Origin of the sequence: Eubacterium sp. An11 (assembly GCF_002161065.1) — a bacterium.
GTDB classification, from domain to species: domain Bacteria; phylum Bacillota; class Clostridia; order Lachnospirales; family Lachnospiraceae; genus Anaerobutyricum; species Anaerobutyricum faecale.
Window position 1 is genome coordinate 290,862 of record NZ_NFLV01000001.1, and the last position, 18,791, is coordinate 309,652.

Sequence of the window (18,791 nt, forward strand, 5' to 3'; positions counted from 1 at the left end):
GCACTTGACGGATAAGTCTTACAAGTGTAGTATTAAAATATGATATCGATACGGGAGGTGCGGCATGAAAAGAAAACATTACTGGCTGATTTTATTGAATCCTTTATTTCTGTTGGTTTATGCCCTGGGGCTTAGGACTTTGTCACGGTTTTTCCAGTGGGGAGGCGTGGCCCGGCGGCTTCCGCTGATCGCTCTGCTGGGCGGCGCGGGGATTTTGTGGTTTGTGATCTGGACCATCGTCTATTTCCGAAAGAAAAAGAGAAAAGTGATGAAGAACAACGTTGTCCTGTCTGTTCTGCTGGCGGCAGAAGGGATCGTTTTTGTAATCCTCACGGGAGTTTACGGCAGGCAGATCTATCACAGCGCCCAGCCCTATAACGGAAAGCTGGCCTGGGTGCTGGATGATTGGCGCAATACCAGAAAGATTGCTTTTGAACAGAGGGATTTTTTCAAATATGGTCTGGATGGGATTGTGACTGCCCTGGAGGATGGAGCAGGACTTGCGGAAGGCAGTGAGCTGTATACGGCCAATACATTTTCTGTGACGGTTTCTGCTGACGGCATGATCGAGAGGGTCGACGGTTATCTGTATTCCTTTGGAACAGAAAAAAATGGAACAGAAGAAGGGAAGCAGGAACAGAGCTGGCTGATCAGTTACGATGCGTCCGCCGGTGAGAAGATGACGGTCCGGCTAAACGGCGCGGTGAATACGGACTACCGAAAACAGGAGCAGCTTTCACCGATGTTTGCCATGGCTGATGCTGTGCGGGAACAGGGACTGCCGGAAATCTCCGGTGGGCAAAGCGCCTGGACCATGCGTTACAGTGGTTACACAACGAAAGTCTGCGAGAGTACCTGGTACCAGCTCACAGAAACAGGAGATCTTACTTCATATTTTTGGAATAATTATGGCGAGAATAAAGACGCCTTTTTTCTGACCATTTCTTGGGGAAATACGGAAATAGCGGCGGTTTTCTGCGGAGAAGGGATTATGCAGACCCGGCAGCAGGAAGAAGAACAGAAGGAAGCAGCAACAAAGAAAGAAGAAGCGCAGGAACAGGGACAGACGCTCCTCACAGATCAGGACGGCAGTATGACTTTCTATCTGGACGCGGATGACGCCATGAGACTGGTGGTGACGGATGCCGCCGCCGGCAGCCGGTTCTATGAATTTTACAATGGAGATATCCATAATGCTGATCCTTTTGACGGAAATATCGGTGTGGCGGAGGGCATATATTTTACAGATGTCCGGACCGGATTTATTCTGTTGTCTTTTGCTTCCCGGGATTCCTCGTCCATGTATTACACCAACGATGGAGGAGCAAGTTTTCAGCAGGCGGCTCTTCCGGTGGAAGAAGCGGCGGCAGATATGGAGGGCAACGAGTTCTCCTTTACCACCGACGATATGGATTATATAGAGACTCCTTGTGAAGAGGATGGAGAACTGAAAGTACGGGTGTCCACCAGCGCGGCGGACGTGGGAACTTACGCACTGCTCTTTACCTCGGCGGATGATGGCGCCACCTGGGAGTATGCCGGGATACAGACTGTGTCCGGGGAGTAGACGAGGCATCCGGGCAATGTCATGCGTTAACTAAAATATTGTTTTTTTATTTATAATACGCAGCACAATAGCGGCCACCTTTCCTGAAAAGTGAACAGGTCAGCGGCCAGCTGCGATCAGCCTGAGCCTCTGACCTGTTTTAAATGTCTTACTTATCGGTTATGAATCAGTTGGATTTATGCGATTTTTGTAACTTTGTAATCCTGATCCTCCACAGCTTTTTTGAGTGCGTCGTCGCTGACGTCAGCATCCAGAGTTACCACTGCTGTACCTGCTGTATGGCTGACTTCTGCACTTTCCACTCCTTTGAGAGCTTCGAGGGCTTTCTTTACAGTTGCCTCACAATGTCCACACATCATACCTTCAATACTTATTGTTTTTGTCATAGTTTTGTCCTCCTTGTTAGTTTTCTTTGTTTTGATTTTTTTATCTTTACTGGTGTCATACATTTTGAACCAGTTAAGACGCAATGCATTACTTACCACGCAGAAGCTGGAAAGGCTCATGGCTGCGGCTCCGAACATTGGATTTAACAGCCATCCGAAGATCGGATACCATATGCCGGCAGCCAGTGGGATACCGATGACGTTATAGATGAATGCCCAGAACAGATTCTCGTGGATATTGCGCAGGGTTGCCCGGCTTAAACGGATCGCAGCTGCCACATCGGTCAGCCTGCTTTTCATCAGGACAACGTCCGCGGCATCGATGGCGATATCTGTGCCGGCTCCGATGGCGATGCCCATATCTGCTCTTGTGAGAGCCGGGGCATCATTGATGCCATCCCCTACCATGGCGACTTTGCCTTTCTTCTTCAGAGAACGGATCACGCTTTCTTTTCCGTCAGGCAGTACCCCTGCGATCACTTCATCGACGCCGGCCTGGGCTCCGATGGCCTTTGCGGTGCGCTCGTTGTCGCCGGTGAGCATGACTACGTGGATACCCATGTTCCGAAGCTCTCTGATAGCCTCCGGACTGTCTTCTTTTATTACGTCCGCCACTGCGATGATGCCGATCAGTCTTCCGTCTTTGGCAAAGAAGAAAGGTGTCTTTCCTTCTTCTGCAAGATGGTCGGCTGTTTTCCTTATCTCTTCCGAAAGCTCAGTGTCCTGACTGATGAATTTCATATTTCCTCCCCGGACCATGGAGCCGTTTACTTTTCCGGAAAGGCCATTGCCCGGAACCGCCTGGAATTCATCTGCATCATATTTCTGTAAGGAAGCGGTATCCTGTGCCTTCATAACGACAGCACGGGCAAGGGGATGTTCGCTTTTCTGTTCCAGCGCGTAAGCATAGCTTAAAAGTTCCTGTTCGGAAACTCCCTCTGCAGGGATCATATCTGTTACCTTTGGTTCGCCGCTGGTAATGGTTCCGGTCTTATCCAGTGCGACAATCTGTGTTCTTCCTGTTTCCTCCAGAGAGACCGCTGTTTTGAAAAGAATTCCGTTCTTTGCACCCATACCGTTGCCCACCATGATCGCCACCGGCGTGGCAAGTCCGAGGGCGCACGGGCAGCTGATCACCAGTACAGAGATTGCTCTTGCCAATGAGAAGCCGATCGCCTCTCCGGCCAGCAGCCATACGATCAGAGTGATAACAGCGATCCCGATCACCACCGGAACGAAGATACCGGATACCTTATCCGCAATCTTTGCGATAGGAGCCTTGGTGGCAGCCGCATCGCTGACCATCTGGATGATCTGAGACAGTGTGGTGTCTTCACCGACACGGGATGCCTCGCACCGCAGATAACCGGATTGGTTTAAAGTTGCGGCGGATACAGCATCGCCTGCATTTTTATCCACCGGGATACTTTCGCCGGTCAGCGCAGATTCGTTGACGGCACTGGTTCCTTCCACCACAATCCCGTCCACCGGAATATTTTCTCCTGGTTTTACAACAAAGATATCACCTTTGCGTACCTGATCTACGGATACGACTTCTTCTTTCCCGTCCCGGATGACGGTCGCTGTCTTTGGGGCCAGCTTCATCAGACCTTTCAGGGCGTCTGTCGTACGTCCTTTTGAGATTGCCTCCAAAAGCTTTCCTATGGTGATCAGCGTCAGGATCGTACCGGCCGATTCAAAGTAGAACTCATGCATATAGGACATGGCACCTGCCATATCGCCGCGGGTCATGGCGGCAGACATGGCGAACAGGCCGTAGAGACTGTATCCATAGGAAGCGCCTGCACCCAGAGCTACCAGCGTATCCATGTTCGGCCCTCCGTGGATCAGGCTGGTAAAGCCGCTGATAAAGAATTTCTGGTTGATCACCATGATGATCGTTGTCAGCAGAAGTTCCACCAGTCCAATGGCCATGTGGTTCTCAGCCAGGACGGATGGAAGAGGCCAGTTCCACATCATATGTCCCATGGAAATATACATCAGCGGGATCCAGAAACACAGGGAGGCGATCAGTCTGCGTTTCATCTTCGGGGTTTCCTTATCTTTCAGGGATTCTTCCTCTGCAGCTATGGAAACTCCTTTTCCCCCGGTCTGATTGTCATGGGCTCCTTTTTCCGAAGCTCCATATCCGGCTTTTTCGACGGCGGCGATTACAGCTTCAGGAGAAGCGGTGCCTTCCACTCCCATGGAATTCGTCAGCAGGCTGACGGAACAGGAAGTCACTCCCGGTACTTTGGAGACGGCTTTTTCGATCCGGTTGCTGCATGCCGCACAGCTCATACCTGTTACATCATATTGTTTCATGATACATTCCTCCTGGTAAAATAAGTTTCAACCGATTATTTCATAAGTTTCTGAAGGACTTTGACGAGTTCATCAATGGCCTCATCTTCCTTGCCCTTCTTAATATCATCTACCACACAGGAGTGAAGATGCTCCGCCAGCAGCACTTTATTGAAGCTGTTGAGAGCGGCGGAGACGGCGGAGACCTGGATCAGGATTTCCGGACAGTATACGTCGTTTTCCACCATCTTGCGAATTCCCCTGACCTGCCCTTCGATCCGGCTCAGGCGGTTCAGCATATCTTTTCGTTCTTTTTCGGAACGTTCCTTAGTCCTGTGTTTACAACTACATTCTTTTTTCTCTTCCAAATCTATGCTCCTTTCATAAACCCCATGGGGGTATTTTCTCTTTGCGGTTATACTATATACCCTGTGCGGGTATTTTTCAACCCCCTTTTGAAAAAATTTTTTTCTGAAATTTTTTTGATGCATATTTATAATATTTTTATGCAGTGCAGGCATAATCTTACATTCCAACTAAGCATTTTACTTTTTTTTGTTCAGGGTCTACTATTATCTCAGGAAGTAAATTTCCGGTATCGAAATGGAGCGATTATTCATAGATACAGTGAGGGAAACAGAATCCTGGCGGCAAAGCCGCAGTATGAGAATGGAGGATATAAAGTTATGAAAATCAATAGCAGAGAAGAATTTGAAAAACAGAATATGTTTGGTATGGGACAGCCGAACGACGCGTTCGCACAGTTTTTTATCGGGCAGTCTTTCTTAAATCCACTGACCGATCCGAAGGAGACGAACGTTTTCCTGGCAAATGTGACTTTTGAGCCGGGATGCCGCAATAACTGGCATATCCATCATGCGAAGAGCGGAGGCGGACAGCTTTTGATCTGTACCGCAGGCGAGGGATGGTATCAGGAAGAAGGCAAAGAGGCGGTGAGCCTTGTACCGGGAACAGTGATCACGATCCCGGCGGAAGTAAAACACTGGCATGGAGCCAAGAAGGATTCCTGGTTCAGCCACATCGCTGTGGAGGTGCCGGGTGAGGAAACATCCAATGAGTGGTGTGAGCCGGTGTCCGATGAAGAGTATGCGAAACTGCCGGAATAAAACAGGAGGTGTACTGGAATGAGTTTATATGAAACAGATCCGGAATTTATGGAACGTTTTGACCATTTTGCTCTTGATGAGGTAGTCAATGAACCGGGACAGGAGCTTGAGGATACCACCAGATATCTGGCGATTCTGGCGGCTCTGACCGGATGCCAGGGTGTGGATACTTTTAAGGAAGTGCTGCCGAAGGCCCTTGACGCCGGACTTTCTCCGGTAATGGTAAAGGAAATGGTCTATCAGGCAGTGGATTATCTGGGTATGGGACGGGTGCTGCCGTTCCTTCGTGCAGTTAATGAGATCCTGACAGACAGAGGCGTGAAGCTGCCGCTGCCGGGACAGGCGACCACCACCATGGAGGATCGTCTGGAAAAAGGTGTGGATGCCCAGGCGGAGATTTTCGGCGAGCAGATGCGCGAGGCATGGAAGGGCGGTCATATCAACCGCTGGCTGGCTGACAACTGTTTTGGCGACTACTATACAAGAACCGGTCTGGACTTAAAACAGAGAGAGATGATCACTTTCTGTTTCCTGGCCGCTCAGGGCGGATGTGAGCCGCAGCTGACGTCCCATGCGAAGGGAAATATGAATCTGGGCAATGACCAGGCGTTTCTGATGAAGGTGGTATCGCAGTGTCTTCCGTACATCGGATATCCGAGAAGTCTCAATGCGGTGAGCTGCATCAATAAAGCGGCGGAAATGTGACATGTTTACAGAAATTTTACGCAAAACACAAATAAATTTACATTTATTTGATAAATTTTACATTAGGCTAACAAAATAAAGGAAAAAGGTATATAATAGGGACAGCCAGTTATATTATTAACCGGGCTGTCCCTTAATCTTTACTACATCTTAGCCAGAAAAATGTTATAGTCGTTAGCGGAGGTTACTAAAGAAGATGAGCAGATGTAAGACATATATACGGGATATATTTGTTACCATATTCATTCTGGTCGTAACCTTCCTTATTAATCTGGTCCTGCAGAAAATATTTAAAACGCAGTCATTTTCTTCGGATGTTTTTATTTTGGGAGTATTTTTGATATCTCTGAAAACAGAAGGGTACCTGTGGGGAATTCTCGCCTCGCTGCTCAGCGTGCTTGCTGAGAATTTTGCCTTCACCTTCCCTTTCTTCACCTTTAATTTAATGGCGGCGGAGAGCCTGTCCTCAGCGATTGCCATGCTGATCGTCGCTGTGGCCACCAGCGCTCTTACCACCAAGATCAAGGCGCAGGAGAGGACGAAGGCGGAGAATGAAAAAGAGCGGGTCAGAGCGAATCTGCTGCGGGCGATTTCTCACGATCTTCGCACACCGCTTACTACCATTTACGGTTCCTGTTCCGCCATCATTGAGAACTATGATTCTCTGGAGAAAGAACAGCAGGTGAAGCTGCTGGGAGAGATCAGAGAGGATGCGGAGTGGCTGATCCGGATGGTGGAGAATCTGCTGTCTATCACAAAGATCGGCAGCAAGAACGTGCAGGTTATAAAGACCCCGACGGTTTTAGAGGAACTCATTGATGATACCCTGATCAAATTTCACAAACGTTATCCGGCCCAGAAGGTGGAGGTGGAGATCCCGGAAGAATTCATCAGTATCCCCATGGATCCCCTGTTGATCGTGCAGGTTCTCATGAATCTTCTGGAGAACGCAGTCCTTCACGCGGAAGGGATGACCAGTCTTCGTTTTACGGTGAAAAAATCCGGAAAATGGGCGGTCTTTTCCATTGAGGATGACGGGTGCGGAATACCGGCGGATATTCTGGGCAAAATGTTTGACGGATATCATGACAGAGCCGGAGAACTTACGGATGGGAAGAGAAACAACATGAGTATCGGCCTTTCCGTCTGTGCGACCATCATCAGAGCACATGGTGGAAAAATCAAGGCTGAAAATCGCAGAGAAGGAGGGGCGCGTTTCAGTTTCTCATTGGAAATGGAGGAAATGGATGAATAATAAATATAAACTGCTGGTAATTGAAGATGAGACCAACATCCGCAGCTTTGTCAAGACAATCCTGGAGACCAACGGATATCAGGTCCTGACCGCGGGAAGTTCAGGGCAGGGAGTCCTCGTGTATTCTTCCCATCATCCGGATCTGGTGCTGCTGGATTTAGGACTGCCGGATGAAGACGGAATGTCTTTTATCAAAAAGATACGCCAGTCGGATTCCACACCGATCATTGTACTCTCCGCCAGAACACAGGAGAGTGACAAAGTGGAGGCTCTGGATTCCGGCGCCAACGACTATATTACCAAACCATTTGGGACGGCCGAATTGCTGGCACGGGTACGGGCAGCTTTACGTAACAGACGCTATGAGGGACTGCAGGGAGAAGAGGATATGAGCGGTAAATACAGACTCCATGATCTGGAGATCGATTATGCCAGACGCCTCGTCCGTGTGCGGGAAAAAGAGATTAAACTGACGCAGACGGAATATAATATAGTAGCCCTGCTTTCACAGCACGCGGGAAGGGTGCTGACATATGCGGCCATCATCCAGGCCGTGTGGGGAAGCTCCGACGCGGGAAGCATCAAAAAGCTGCAGGTAAATATGGCAAATATCCGAAAAAAATTAGGCTCAAGACCGGGAAAGAATAATTATATTGTCAATGAGCTGGGCGTTGGATATCGAATGCAGGACGAATCATGACGAGACTTGAGAAAAGAAAGAGGATATTACAATGTTTAGGTTGCTTAAAAGACAATCGCCGGGACGGATCATCGCCCTGGGATTTCTTTCTGTGATTTTGATTGGCTCCGTACTTCTCATGCTGCCGTGCAGCGTAAAGGACGGCGTGACTTTGCGGTATATCGACGCACTGTATACATCCACCAGCGCCGTGTGCGTGACGGGACTTATTGCAGTGGATGCGGGAGATACCTTTACTCCTCTGGGACAGACCTTTCTGGCCCTTCTGATCCAGATCGGCGGGCTGGGCGTCACGGCGGTGGGAGCCGGCGTGATCATAGCCATTGGCAAGAAGGTCAATATGAAGGGGAGAAACCTCATCCGGGAGGCGATGAATCTGGACTCCGGAAGAGGGCTTGTCATTTTCGTCCGGGATATTTTTATTACGACGGTCATTATTGAGCTTTCCGGCGCAGTATTGAGTTTCCTGGTGTTTATCCGGGATTATCCGCCAATCCGGGCCATCGGAATCAGTTTGTTCCATTCCGTGGCTGCCTTCAATAACTCAGGATTTGATATTCTGGGTAATTTTCAGAATCTGATCCCTTATCGGGATAATGTACTGTTAAATGTGGTGACCTGTGCGCTGATCATTCTGGGCGGTATCGGTTTTCTGGTGATCCGTGAAGTCTGCGCAAAGAGATTTCGCTGGAAGAAACTGTCCATGCATGCCAAGGTGGTCATTTCCATGAGTATTGTCCTCATCATCGTGGGAGCAGTGATGCTCAAGTTCACGGAGAACATTACCTGGATGGCGGCGTTTTTCCACAGTATCTCAGCGAGAACCGCGGGATTTTCCACTTACCCGCTGGGAACCTTTTCCCAGTCCGGACTTCTGGTGCTGACAGTGCTGATGTTCATCGGTGCGTCACCGGGATCCACGGGAGGCGGTATCAAGACCAGTACATTTTTTGTGCTGCTGCAGGGCATTAAGTCGGCGGCAACCAACAAAGATGAGAAGGCGTTCCGCTATGCGGTGCCGAAAAACGCATTCCGCAAGGCAGCGGTCATTGCCACGCTGGCAGTGGGGGTTGTCATCGTGGGAACGTATCTGATGACGATCATGGAACCGGACATTCCTCTGGCAGATCTTTTGTTTGAGATCACCAGTGCCTTTGGAACCGTCGGACTGTCAACGGGAATCACACCGGATTTATGTGACGGTGCCAAGTTCCTGTCCATTGTCATCATGTATATCGGCAGACTGGGACCTCTGACCATCGCTTCTTTGTGGTACTTTACCAGAGGAGACAGGGTCAGCTATCCGGAAGGAAATATTGCGATTGGTTAAAGCAGGAGGATATTATGTTTGGAAAACAGAAAAAAGAAAATACAACATATGGTATTGTAGGCCTCGGAAGATTCGGGTATGCGCTGGCCATGGAGCTGGCGGAATCCGGTGCGGAGCTTTTGGTGATTGACCGGGATGAAGAAAAGGTAAGAGAGCTCCGCGATATTACGGAAAATGCATATGTAGTCAAAAATCTTGATAAAAAATCACTGTTGGAAACAGGCATCCGAAATTGTGATGTGGCAGTGGTCTGTATCGGTGAGCAGATGGGAACATCCATTCTCGCGACACTGCATCTGGTGAGCATCGGCGTGCCGGTGGTCATTTCCAAGGCAAACAGTGCGGAACATGGAGAAATTCTTGAGAAACTGGGAGCGGAAGTTGTCTATCCGGAGAGGGATATGGCGATTCGTCTTGCGCACCGGCTGGAATCCTCCAGAATCCTTGACTTTGTGCAGCTCAGCAAAAAACTCAATATCACGAAGGTGGTCGTTCCGGACAAAATGGTGGGCAGATCCATCAAGAGTCTGGACATTCGTGCCAAGCTGGGTCTCAATATCATTGCCATAGAAAATAATGAGTCTGTTATGGAAGACGTTCGCCCGGAATATGTACTGAGAGAAAATGACATTTTGTATTTATCGGGCAGTAAGGAAGGTTTGATCCACTTTACAGAATGGATTGAAAAAGAAAAGAACTCCTGATCTTTATACAGAATGTTATGAGAGAGAAAATGGAGGAAAAACGAAGGTATGAGTATTAGCATCGTATTAGGACTTTTGGGCGGTCTTGCCCTGTTCCTTTACGGTATGCAGATGATGAGTTCCGGTCTGGAAGCGGCAGCCGGAAACCGAATGAAAGGAATTCTGGAGAAACTGACGGCGAACCGTTTTCTGGGCGTGATCGTCGGAGCGGGTATCACAGCAGTGATCCAGTCTTCCTCTGCAACTACCGTGATGGTTGTCGGTTTTGTCAATTCCGGAATGCTGAGTTTACAGCAGGCGGTCTGGATTATCATGGGTGCCAACATCGGAACGACCATAACCGGACAGTTGATTGCGCTGGACGTGGGAGCCATCGCTCCGCTGCTGGCTTTTGCCGGCGTGGCGGTCATTACGTTCAGTAAGAAGGCGACGGTACAGCATTATGGACAGATTGTAGCTGGTCTGGGTATCCTTTTCCTGGGAATGGAAATGATGAGCAGTTCTATGTCTCCGCTGCGGGATTCCGAAGCGTTTATCAATCTGATGACACAGTTTGGTAATCCGCTCATAGGAATCCTGGTGGGCGCAGTCTTTACGGCGATTATCCAGTCCTCATCCGCGTCTGTCGGCATCTTACAGACACTGGCCATTGGAGGACTCATTGATCTGCCAAATGCAGTTTTTGTGCTTTTCGGACAGAATATCGGTACTTGTATCACAGCGGTTCTGGCAGCCATTGGAACGAACAGAAACGCTAAGCGCACGACTATTATCCATCTGACCTTTAATATTATTGGAACGATTCTCTTTACTATTGTCTGCATTGTGACACCGCTCACTGCGATAGTGCAGAATTTTACCCCGGACAATCCGGCGGCACAGATTGCCAACATGCACACGTTGTTTAATGTGGTGACCACGCTGCTGCTTCTGCCATTTGGCACAAAACTTGCGAAACTGGCAGTAAAAATCCTGCCGGACCGGGAGGGAGTCGAGCCGGATGTTCAGGGACTTATGTATATCAAGCCTCTGGAGGCAGGAGCAGAGTACCAGATGGGAAATGCAGCCATTGCTTTTAACGGTATCTGGAATGAACTGAGAAGAATGGAGAAGATGACCAGAGAAAATGTGGAGGAGAGTTTTACAGCGGTGATAGAGGGCAGTACCAGACGCCTGCAAAAGGTGGAGGAGAACGAGGATTATATCGATTATCTCAACAAAGAGATATCCAAATATATTTCCCGGATCATCGCCCATGAGACCAGCAGTAAGGATTCTTCGAACTTCAGCTCATTTTTCAAGATATGCAGCAATCTGGAAAGGATCGGCGATCATGCCATGAATATCTGCGAGTACACCAGAATGATGGAGGACAAGCAGATCACATTTTCCAGGGAGGCAAAGAAGGAGATCCGGAATATGCAGGAAATCAGTCTGAAAGCCCTTGATCATCTGCATAATCTGGACAGCATGTCGGAGGAAAGTCTGGCGGAAGCTGCGGATATCGAACAGCAGATCGACCAGATGACGGAGGAATACCGTCAGAATCAGATGGACAGAATGCGTCAGGTGACCTGCGAGGGAGAGGCCAGCATTCTGTATTCTGAGATGCTGACGGATTTTGAACGCATTGGTGACCATGCCCTGAATATCGGGCAGGAACTGGCGACGATCCGTGCGTAACTGCAAAAAACATACCCTATATAACATAAACAACATGCGGCGTGTCCGCAGCTTCGGCTGCGGATGCGCCGTTTTTTTATTTCATTAGGAAATTGCATTCCTATGAAATAAAAAACGCTCCGCGAGAAAATAGGTTGACATATTAATCCTACATATGTAAGATATAAATATTACATATGTAGGAGATGAAAAAATGGAAGAGATACTGAGAAAAATAAAAAAATGGAGGCCCACAAGGATCACCGTTCTGGGCACCCTCTTATTGTGCATGGCCGCGGCGCTGGTGGGGCGGCTCTATGAGCTTCAGATCCTTCACGGGGAGGAGTACGCGGAGAACTTTGTCATGAAGACGAAGAGGGAGATTCAGCAAAAAGGCGTCCGGGGCAATATCTATGACAGAAATGGAAAGTCCCTGGCCAGGAACGAACTGGTATACGCTGTCACTTTGAGCGACAGCGAGACCTATGATACCAGCCGGGAAAGACAGCTTTCCCTGAACGGGACGATTTACCGGCTGTTAAAAATTCTGGAGGCCAATGGAGACGCGCCGGTGGAATACCTGGAAATCTGCCTGGATGAGCAGGGGCAGTATTGCTTTTCTGTGGAGGGAACTTCTCTCGACCGGTTCCGGGCGGATGTCTACGGAAAAGCTTCTGCCAGCGACATGAATCAGGAGCAGAGAAGCGCGGATGAAGAAACGATCGTAGAATATCTGGCCGGAGAAGAACGGTTCTGTCTCTTTTCTCAGAACGGGAAAGCGTATACCAGGGAGGAAAAGGAACAGTACGGTCTGCCGGAAGCGTTTTCCAGAGAAGAGGTTCTCCGCATGGTCGGCATACGCTACGCCCTTTCTTTGCAGGCCTATCAGAAATATCTCGCTGTCACTGTGACGGAAAACGCATCGGATGCCACGGTGGCGGCTGTCGCGGAAAATCAGGAGAAGCTGCCCGGCGTTGCCATTGAGGAGGATACCATGCGGGTTTACGACGGCGGGGAGGCCTGTGCTTCCATCATCGGCTATACAGGGCAGATTTCTCCGGAGGAGCTGGAGGCGAAAGAAAAAGACGGCTATAACGGAAATTCCGTGGTGGGAAAGGCCGGTATGGAACAATATCTGGAAGAATATCTCCATGGAGAAGACGGGGAGATGGAAGTTTTGGTGGATAATATGGGACGGATTCTGAGTGAAACCGGCCAGAACATACAGCCGCAGACCGGGGAAGATGTGTATCTGACCATTGATATGGAACTGCAGCAGGACGTGTATGATATCCTGGAAAAGAAGATTGCAGAGATCCTGCTGGAAAACATCATTGATGCGAAAACGTTTGACAAGGAAAATATTTCCGACAGTACGGAAATCCGTATTCCGATTTATGATGTATACTGCGCGTTTTTTGATAATCATGTTTTGAATACGGAACATTTTGCGGAAGATGACGCCACAAAACTGGAGAAAAAAGTGCATGAACGATATGAAAAACAGAAGGAATCCATCTGTCAGGAGATTTCCCGGGAGCTTAAAAAGGGCAGCGGCACAGAAGAACTGCGGGAGTATGAGTCTTTTATTCTGGAAAATATCGATCTCCTTTATGATGAATACCAGGAGGATGCCAGGGCTTTTTACGAAAAATGGTCGGACGGCAGTTATACCCTGGCGGATTATCTCAATGCAGTCATTTCCAAAGGATGGGTGAGGGACGAAGTTTTTGAGGGAGAAGAAGAGTATCTGACCCAGAAAGAAATGTTTGAGAGCGCGGTGGATTATATTGCGGAAGCTCTGTGGGAGAGCAGTGATTTTGATATCGTTGTCTATGACAGTATGGTCATGAATGATAAGATTTCGCCGGAAGAACTCTGTCAGCTTCTCTATGATCAGGGAGTCCTTACGAAAAAAGATGATGATTACCGGGACTGGAAAGCGGGACAAATGTCTTCCTATGCATTTATCCGGGCCAAAATTCAAAGTCTGGAGATCACTCCGGCCAATCTGGCTCTCGATCCTTGTTCCGGATCCGCGGTGGTGACGGACACTGACACCGGCGAGGTGCTGGCCTGCGTCAGCTACCCGGGCTATGACAACAACCGACTGGCCAACAACATGGATAACGCTTATTATCACAGTCTGTCGCAAAACGCCTCCCTGCCTCTTTACAACAGGGCCACCCAGCAGCTGTCGGCGCCGGGGTCCACCTTTAAGCCGGTCACTCTCATTGCCGGTCTGGAAGAGGGCGTCATCGACACCGATACTACGGTGGTCTGCGATGGTATTTTTGATAAGGTTTCCCCGGCCCTTCGGTGCTGGAACCATGCCGGTCACGGGCCGGTGACCTCGGTGGCCGCCGCTCTGCGCCATTCCTGTAATGACTATCTGTGTGAAGTTTCTTACCGGCTGGGTATGAAAGGAAACCGGGAGTTCTCCGACGCTCAGGCGCTGGGATATCTGCAGAAATACGCGAAACTCTTTCATCTGGATGAAAAGAGCGGCCTTGAGCTTACGGAGAGCAGTCCGCAGGTCACCGATTCCTATGCGATCCCGTCCGCCATCGGTCAGGGAACCAACAACTACGCCACGGTACAGCTGGGCCGGTATGTGAATACCCTTGCCAATGAGGGCAGCTGCTATAAGCTCACGCTGATTCACAGCATAGGACAAAACACGGGGGAGAAAAAACAGGCGGAGCCGGAAAGTAAGATCGCACTGGCACCGGGTACCTGGAACAGCATTCATAAAGGAATGCAGATGTATGTGGAAAGTACCGGTGTCTTTAAAGGATATGCTCTCCCGGTGGCAGGCAAATCCGGAACTGCTCAGGAGAGCAGAACAAGGCCGGACCATGGCCTTTTTATCGGCTATGCCCCGGCGGATGATCCGGAAATCTCTCTGGCGGTCCGGATCGTCAACGGTTATACGTCTGAGAATGCTGTGGCCTGCGGCCGGGAGATCCTCGCCGCGTATTTCCACAACGAATAAAAGATAGTATCTGTATCAGTGCGCCAATGTCGGGACCAGCTTAGAAAGGGCGTCCACCGCCACATCGGCGGCGGCGCCTCCGTCGCAGCCCCTGCCCTGCAGGTTTACGGCGAAACAGCAGGTACTTTCGTCCGTTTCCAGGAAGCCCACGAACCAGCCCGTCTGCTGGCCGCCGTCGCCGCCGATGGTTCCGGTTTTGCCATAAAGTCTGCCGCCGGAGAGGAAATGTTCCGACAGGAGCATGGACTCTTTGACGGCCTGAATGTTTTCCGGATCAAAATTCCACTGATTTTGCAGCAGACCGGATAAAAGCTGTACCTGTTCCAGAGGAGAGATGGCAAGACTGGTGGCCCAGTAATTTTGGACGCCGCCGCTTAAGTCGCAGTTTCCGTAGGAAATCCGGCTGTAGTACGAAGCAAGAGAGGCAAGTCCTGCTTCCTGGTCCAGATTCTGAAAATACCAGTTGACGGAATTTTGCATGGCTGTGGACAGGGTCTGATCCTGCATCCACTGAGAAAAGGGCTGCGCCGAGCCGTCCCACGGCTGTGTGGAAGATTCCGGGGTGATGAGCCCTTCTTCCAGAGCGAAAAGTCCGCTGTAAATTTTAAAGGTGGAAGCGGGAGCGGTTCTCTCCTCGCTTTTTTCTTTATTGTAAATGTAATATCCGCCGGTGTCCGTATCATACAGCACAAAGGATCCCTCTTTTCCGTCAAAGCTGTCAGATACATCGGCAGCCTGCCACTCTCCGTCAGACAGATGCGGGGCGGGAGATCCGGAAGCGTAGGCGGAGAGCAGCGGGCTGGCGCCAAAGAAAAAGAGGAGAACCAATAAAAAGATGCCCATACTCTTAAGCCGCTGTGCAGCAGATGTCCTTCGGTATTCCGTGATTTCCACAATCCGCTGTTTTGTGGTGGAGGCGCTGCTGCTGATACCGGAAAGCGGAGAGGCAAACGCGCCTCTTTTTGCATGCTGGGCAAAACGGAGGATAGTCAGCCCGTAATTCATCCGTTCGTTGGTGCCTATGTGGTCAATGACCGCATGGTCGCAGGCGATTTCCCGGTCGTTCCGGAACTGCCGGAAGCCGTACCAGATCAGCGGGTTGAACCAGTACAGAGTTTCCAGTATACAGACCAGCAGATTCAGAAGGGCATCTCTGTGTCTGCAGTGCTGCAGTTCGTGAAGGAAGATGAACCGGAGTTCTTCTTCCGAAGAAACGATATCCAGATCCTGAGGAATGATAACGGCGGGTCTCAGCCAGCCGCAGGACACGGGATTTTGAATGTCACAGGAAGCATAAAGCCGGATCTTCTGCCGGAGTGATACTTCACGGGCACAGGAAGTAAAGTGACGGTACAATTCCGGTTCTGATTCCGCAGTGATAAGGAAGGCTTTGGTTTTCATCGTATGGATTCTCAGCAGAGTGCCGGCAAAATAAAGAGCCACAACCGTTATGCCGCCAATCCAAATGATCCAGAGAATCCGGGAGAGCGGGGTGTCCGAGGCAGTCACAGCCGTGGAAAAATCCCGGATCACTGTGCCGGAAGCGGCTGCCTGGGCCGTGGCGCCGGAGGCCGCCGGGAGAGCTGCCGAAGCCTTATCCCCGGTCAGCAGTTCCTGTATCCGGAAGAGAAACTCCTGGGCGGACAGTCTTTTCCACGGGAAAAAAGGCAGGAACAAGGCGACGGTGAACAGATGCCACAGGCGATACCGCGCCGGAATGGACAGGTGTCTGGTATTGAGCCTGCGCGCCAGCAGCACAACGCCCAGCAGGACGCTGACAAAGAGATTACAAAAAAGAAAAGGAACCGGGGAGATCACTGGTTGTCACCACCTTTGATTTTAGAGTAGATCATGTCGTACATTTCCCTGAGATCCGAGTCCGAAAGCTCTTCATTGGACAGGAGAGCGGACAGCATCGGCGCTGCTTTTCCATCGTAAAAACGATCCAGAAAATGATGATTCTCCTGTTCCAGATATTTATCCTGGGCGATCACAGGGAAATAATAATACATGCGTCCACGTTTCTCGTAGGAGATCACCTGTTTATGATTCAGTCTGGATAAAAGAGTGTGAATGGTTTTCTGGTTCCAGCTGTGCGTTTGCTGCGCGCGCTCGCAGATTTCGTTGGTGCTTAAGGGGTGATCTTCCCAGAGAATCTTCATGATGACGTATTCGGCTTCGGATATCTGTGGCAACTGGCTCATAGTTATTTCCTCCTGTTTTGTTTTTGAAATCTTACTTATGTAGGCGAACTGAAATTATTATACGGCAGGAGAGAAAAAAGGTCAATCATTGACGGAAGTCTCCGGAAAAAAGAAAATTGTTGTTTAATTTAAAGTTTCTTTATAAATTCGTGGTACAATCAAAAAAATCATGCCTGCATGTGACAGTGAGAGGGGGAATGTCCATTGAATATACGTAAAAAATTAACATTGGCCAGCCTGCTGATGATTCTGCTTCCCATTGCCGTATCAGTGATGCTCTGTGTGATGGTGCTTTTTTTTCACGGCAGCGAAAATCTGAACCGGCTGGAAGAACTCTATGATAATGATAACGGACTTCTCAATGTGCAGACAATTTTATATAATTATCAGAATCAGATTTTGACTTATGAACCGGTGGAAGAGATTATCGAGGCGGAAACGGGAAACACGGAGAGTAATGACGCCTGGGAAAACTGGGATGAGGATGACTGGGATGACGATGATGAGGAGGAAGAAGTGGATTATAATGCGCTTCTCCAGGAAGAAATCCGGCGTCAGAACAGCGCTTTTGGAGGAGTGGTCAGGGAGCTGACCAATATCGGATATTATTATGAAATCTATTATGACCATGTGGTGCTTGCCTCCGATCTGCCGGAAGATGCGGCGGAAAAAATAACGGATATCGCGGGCGAGGGATACGAGAAGCTGGCCAGTTTTGCGGTGGCGGACGGGAACAGCTCGGCTGTCAAGCGTTCTTATATCCTGGAGGAAGGCACATTGAGTATCCTGGCATACTGTGAGAATTATGTGGGGAGTTCTTCCAGTTCTCAGGTGATCCGGGATATTTTGTCCATTCTCGGACTGTTTGTGGCAGTGTTGGTGGTTTCCATTGTCATCAGCATCTTTATTCTCACCCGGTGGCTGAGCAGCGGCATGAAAAAGTCGCTGAATCAGCTGTCGGAAGGGGTTCGCCAGGTACAGGACGGCAATCTTTCTTACCGCATTGGCAGTAAAAAAAAGGATGAGCTGGGAAAGGCCTGTCAGGAATTTGATGAGATGACAGAATACCTGGAGAATTCCGTCCGGGAGAGAGAGAAGTATGAGGAGGCCAAAAAACAGCTTCTGGCCGGTATTTCCCATGATCTGCGCACACCGCTCACTTCCATCAAAGCCTATGTGGAAGGTCTGCGAGACGGCATTGCCAATACGGAGGAGAAGAAGCGCCGGTATTATGACGCCATCAGGACCAGGACTGAAGATCTGGCGGAGCTGATCGATAATCTTTCGCTGTTTTCCCGTTTTGACCGGGGAGAGTATCATTATTCCATGGAACGGATTGATTTTGGCGGGTTTGTAAATTCTTTTTTCAAAGAGCATGAGATTGAATTTAAAAATAACCGGCTGTCTCTGGTAAAAACGGTATGGGAAAGGAAAAATCTTTTCATACAGGGGGACCGGCAGCAGTTGAAGCGGGTGCTGGGCAATCTGATCGACAACACAATAAAATACAGAGAAAAACCGGAATCTGTAGTGACGGCGGCGCTGTATACTGCGGACGGCCGGCTGTACCTGGAATTATCCGATGACGGGCCGGGAGTGCCGGAGGAAGAGAGAGATAAGATTTTTGATACTTTTTTCCGGGGAGATAAAGCCCGGCAGAATCCGGGCAACGGAAGTGGTCTTGGACTTTCCATCGTAAAAGAGATCATGAAAGGGCACGGCGGAAGCATCCGGGCGGAAGAAGGCGTCGGAGGAAAAGGACTTAAATTTGTGATGGAGTTTCCGCTGGATCGGGATGAGGACGACCGATGAAAGTGAAAAGAAAGAGATCGATAAAATCAGAGAAAATATA

At 49.5% G+C, this 18,791-nt stretch carries 14 protein-coding genes; 10 read left to right on the forward strand and 4 right to left on the reverse strand.

The genetic code is table 11. From position 1 onward, the window contains the following. Positions 1-64 precede the first annotated feature (64 nt). A complete protein-coding gene (locus tag B5E53_RS01225; RefSeq protein ID WP_087311957.1) occupies positions 65-1,567 on the forward strand; it encodes a hypothetical protein in 1,503 nt (500 codons plus the stop codon). Positions 1,568-1,743: 176 nt separating this feature from the next. Here B5E53_RS01225 and B5E53_RS01230 read toward each other — a convergent pair whose 3' ends face one another. Both B5E53_RS01230 and B5E53_RS01235 read right to left on the reverse strand, forming a co-directional pair. Then, a complete protein-coding gene (locus tag B5E53_RS01230; RefSeq protein ID WP_087311960.1) occupies positions 1,744-4,278 on the reverse strand; it encodes a heavy metal translocating P-type ATPase in 2,535 nt (844 codons plus the stop codon). 35 nt (positions 4,279-4,313) lie between these two features. Further along, complete coding sequence (locus B5E53_RS01235; RefSeq protein WP_087312211.1) at positions 4,314-4,625, reverse strand: metal-sensing transcriptional repressor; 312 nt, start codon at positions 4,623-4,625, stop codon at positions 4,314-4,316. Positions 4,626-4,943: 318 nt separating this feature from the next. Here B5E53_RS01235 and B5E53_RS01240 point away from each other — a divergent pair, with 318 nt between their 5' ends. The 8 genes from B5E53_RS01240 (at position 4,944) to B5E53_RS01275 (ending at position 14,735) form a co-directional block, all read left to right on the forward strand. Further along, the gene (locus B5E53_RS01240; protein ID WP_087311962.1) at positions 4,944-5,384 is read left to right on the forward strand and encodes a cupin domain-containing protein; all 441 of its coding nucleotides are present in this window, start codon (positions 4,944-4,946) and stop codon (positions 5,382-5,384) included. A gap of 18 nt (positions 5,385-5,402) precedes the next feature. Further along, the gene (locus tag B5E53_RS01245; RefSeq protein ID WP_087311964.1) at positions 5,403-6,089 is read left to right on the forward strand and encodes a carboxymuconolactone decarboxylase family protein; all 687 of its coding nucleotides are present in this window, start codon (positions 5,403-5,405) and stop codon (positions 6,087-6,089) included. A gap of 196 nt (positions 6,090-6,285) precedes the next feature. Then, complete coding sequence (locus B5E53_RS01250) at positions 6,286-7,344, forward strand: DUF4118 domain-containing protein (protein ID WP_087311966.1); 1,059 nt, start codon at positions 6,286-6,288, stop codon at positions 7,342-7,344. Beyond that, positions 7,337-8,044, forward strand: a complete 708-nt coding sequence (locus B5E53_RS01255) for a response regulator transcription factor (RefSeq protein WP_087311968.1) — start codon at positions 7,337-7,339, stop codon at positions 8,042-8,044. The genes B5E53_RS01250 and B5E53_RS01255 overlap by 8 nt, the downstream gene beginning before the upstream one ends. 31 nt (positions 8,045-8,075) lie before the next feature. Further along, positions 8,076-9,374, forward strand: coding sequence for a potassium transporter TrkG (locus tag B5E53_RS01260; RefSeq protein WP_087311970.1), 1,299 nt, complete (start codon positions 8,076-8,078; stop codon positions 9,372-9,374). Positions 9,375-9,388: 14 nt separating this feature from the next. Continuing rightward, positions 9,389-10,078, forward strand: a complete 690-nt coding sequence (locus B5E53_RS01265; RefSeq protein ID WP_087311972.1) for a TrkA family potassium uptake protein — start codon at positions 9,389-9,391, stop codon at positions 10,076-10,078. A gap of 48 nt (positions 10,079-10,126) precedes the next feature. Continuing rightward, the gene (locus B5E53_RS01270; RefSeq protein ID WP_087311974.1) at positions 10,127-11,761 is read left to right on the forward strand and encodes a Na/Pi cotransporter family protein; all 1,635 of its coding nucleotides are present in this window, start codon (positions 10,127-10,129) and stop codon (positions 11,759-11,761) included. A 193-nt stretch (positions 11,762-11,954) separates the two neighbouring features. Then, complete coding sequence (locus tag B5E53_RS01275; protein ID WP_140401419.1) at positions 11,955-14,735, forward strand: penicillin-binding transpeptidase domain-containing protein; 2,781 nt, start codon at positions 11,955-11,957, stop codon at positions 14,733-14,735. Between the two features lie 15 nt (positions 14,736-14,750). On the opposite strand, the gene B5E53_RS01280 is transcribed toward B5E53_RS01275, so the two are convergent. Continuing rightward, positions 14,751-16,553: a BlaR1 family beta-lactam sensor/signal transducer gene (locus B5E53_RS01280; protein ID WP_087311976.1), complete on the reverse strand. Its 1,803-nt coding sequence runs from the start codon at positions 16,551-16,553 to the stop codon at positions 14,751-14,753. Then, positions 16,550-16,939 carry a BlaI/MecI/CopY family transcriptional regulator gene (locus tag B5E53_RS01285; RefSeq protein ID WP_087311980.1) on the reverse strand — a complete coding sequence of 130 codons (390 nt, stop codon included), beginning with the start codon at positions 16,937-16,939 and terminating at the stop codon, positions 16,550-16,552. The genes B5E53_RS01280 and B5E53_RS01285 overlap by 4 nt, the downstream gene beginning before the upstream one ends. 204 nt (positions 16,940-17,143) lie before the next feature. Here B5E53_RS01285 and B5E53_RS01290 point away from each other — a divergent pair, with 204 nt between their 5' ends. Further along, positions 17,144-18,751 carry a HAMP domain-containing sensor histidine kinase gene (locus B5E53_RS01290; protein ID WP_087311982.1) on the forward strand — a complete coding sequence of 536 codons (1,608 nt, stop codon included), beginning with the start codon at positions 17,144-17,146 and terminating at the stop codon, positions 18,749-18,751. Positions 18,752-18,791 lie beyond the last annotated feature (40 nt).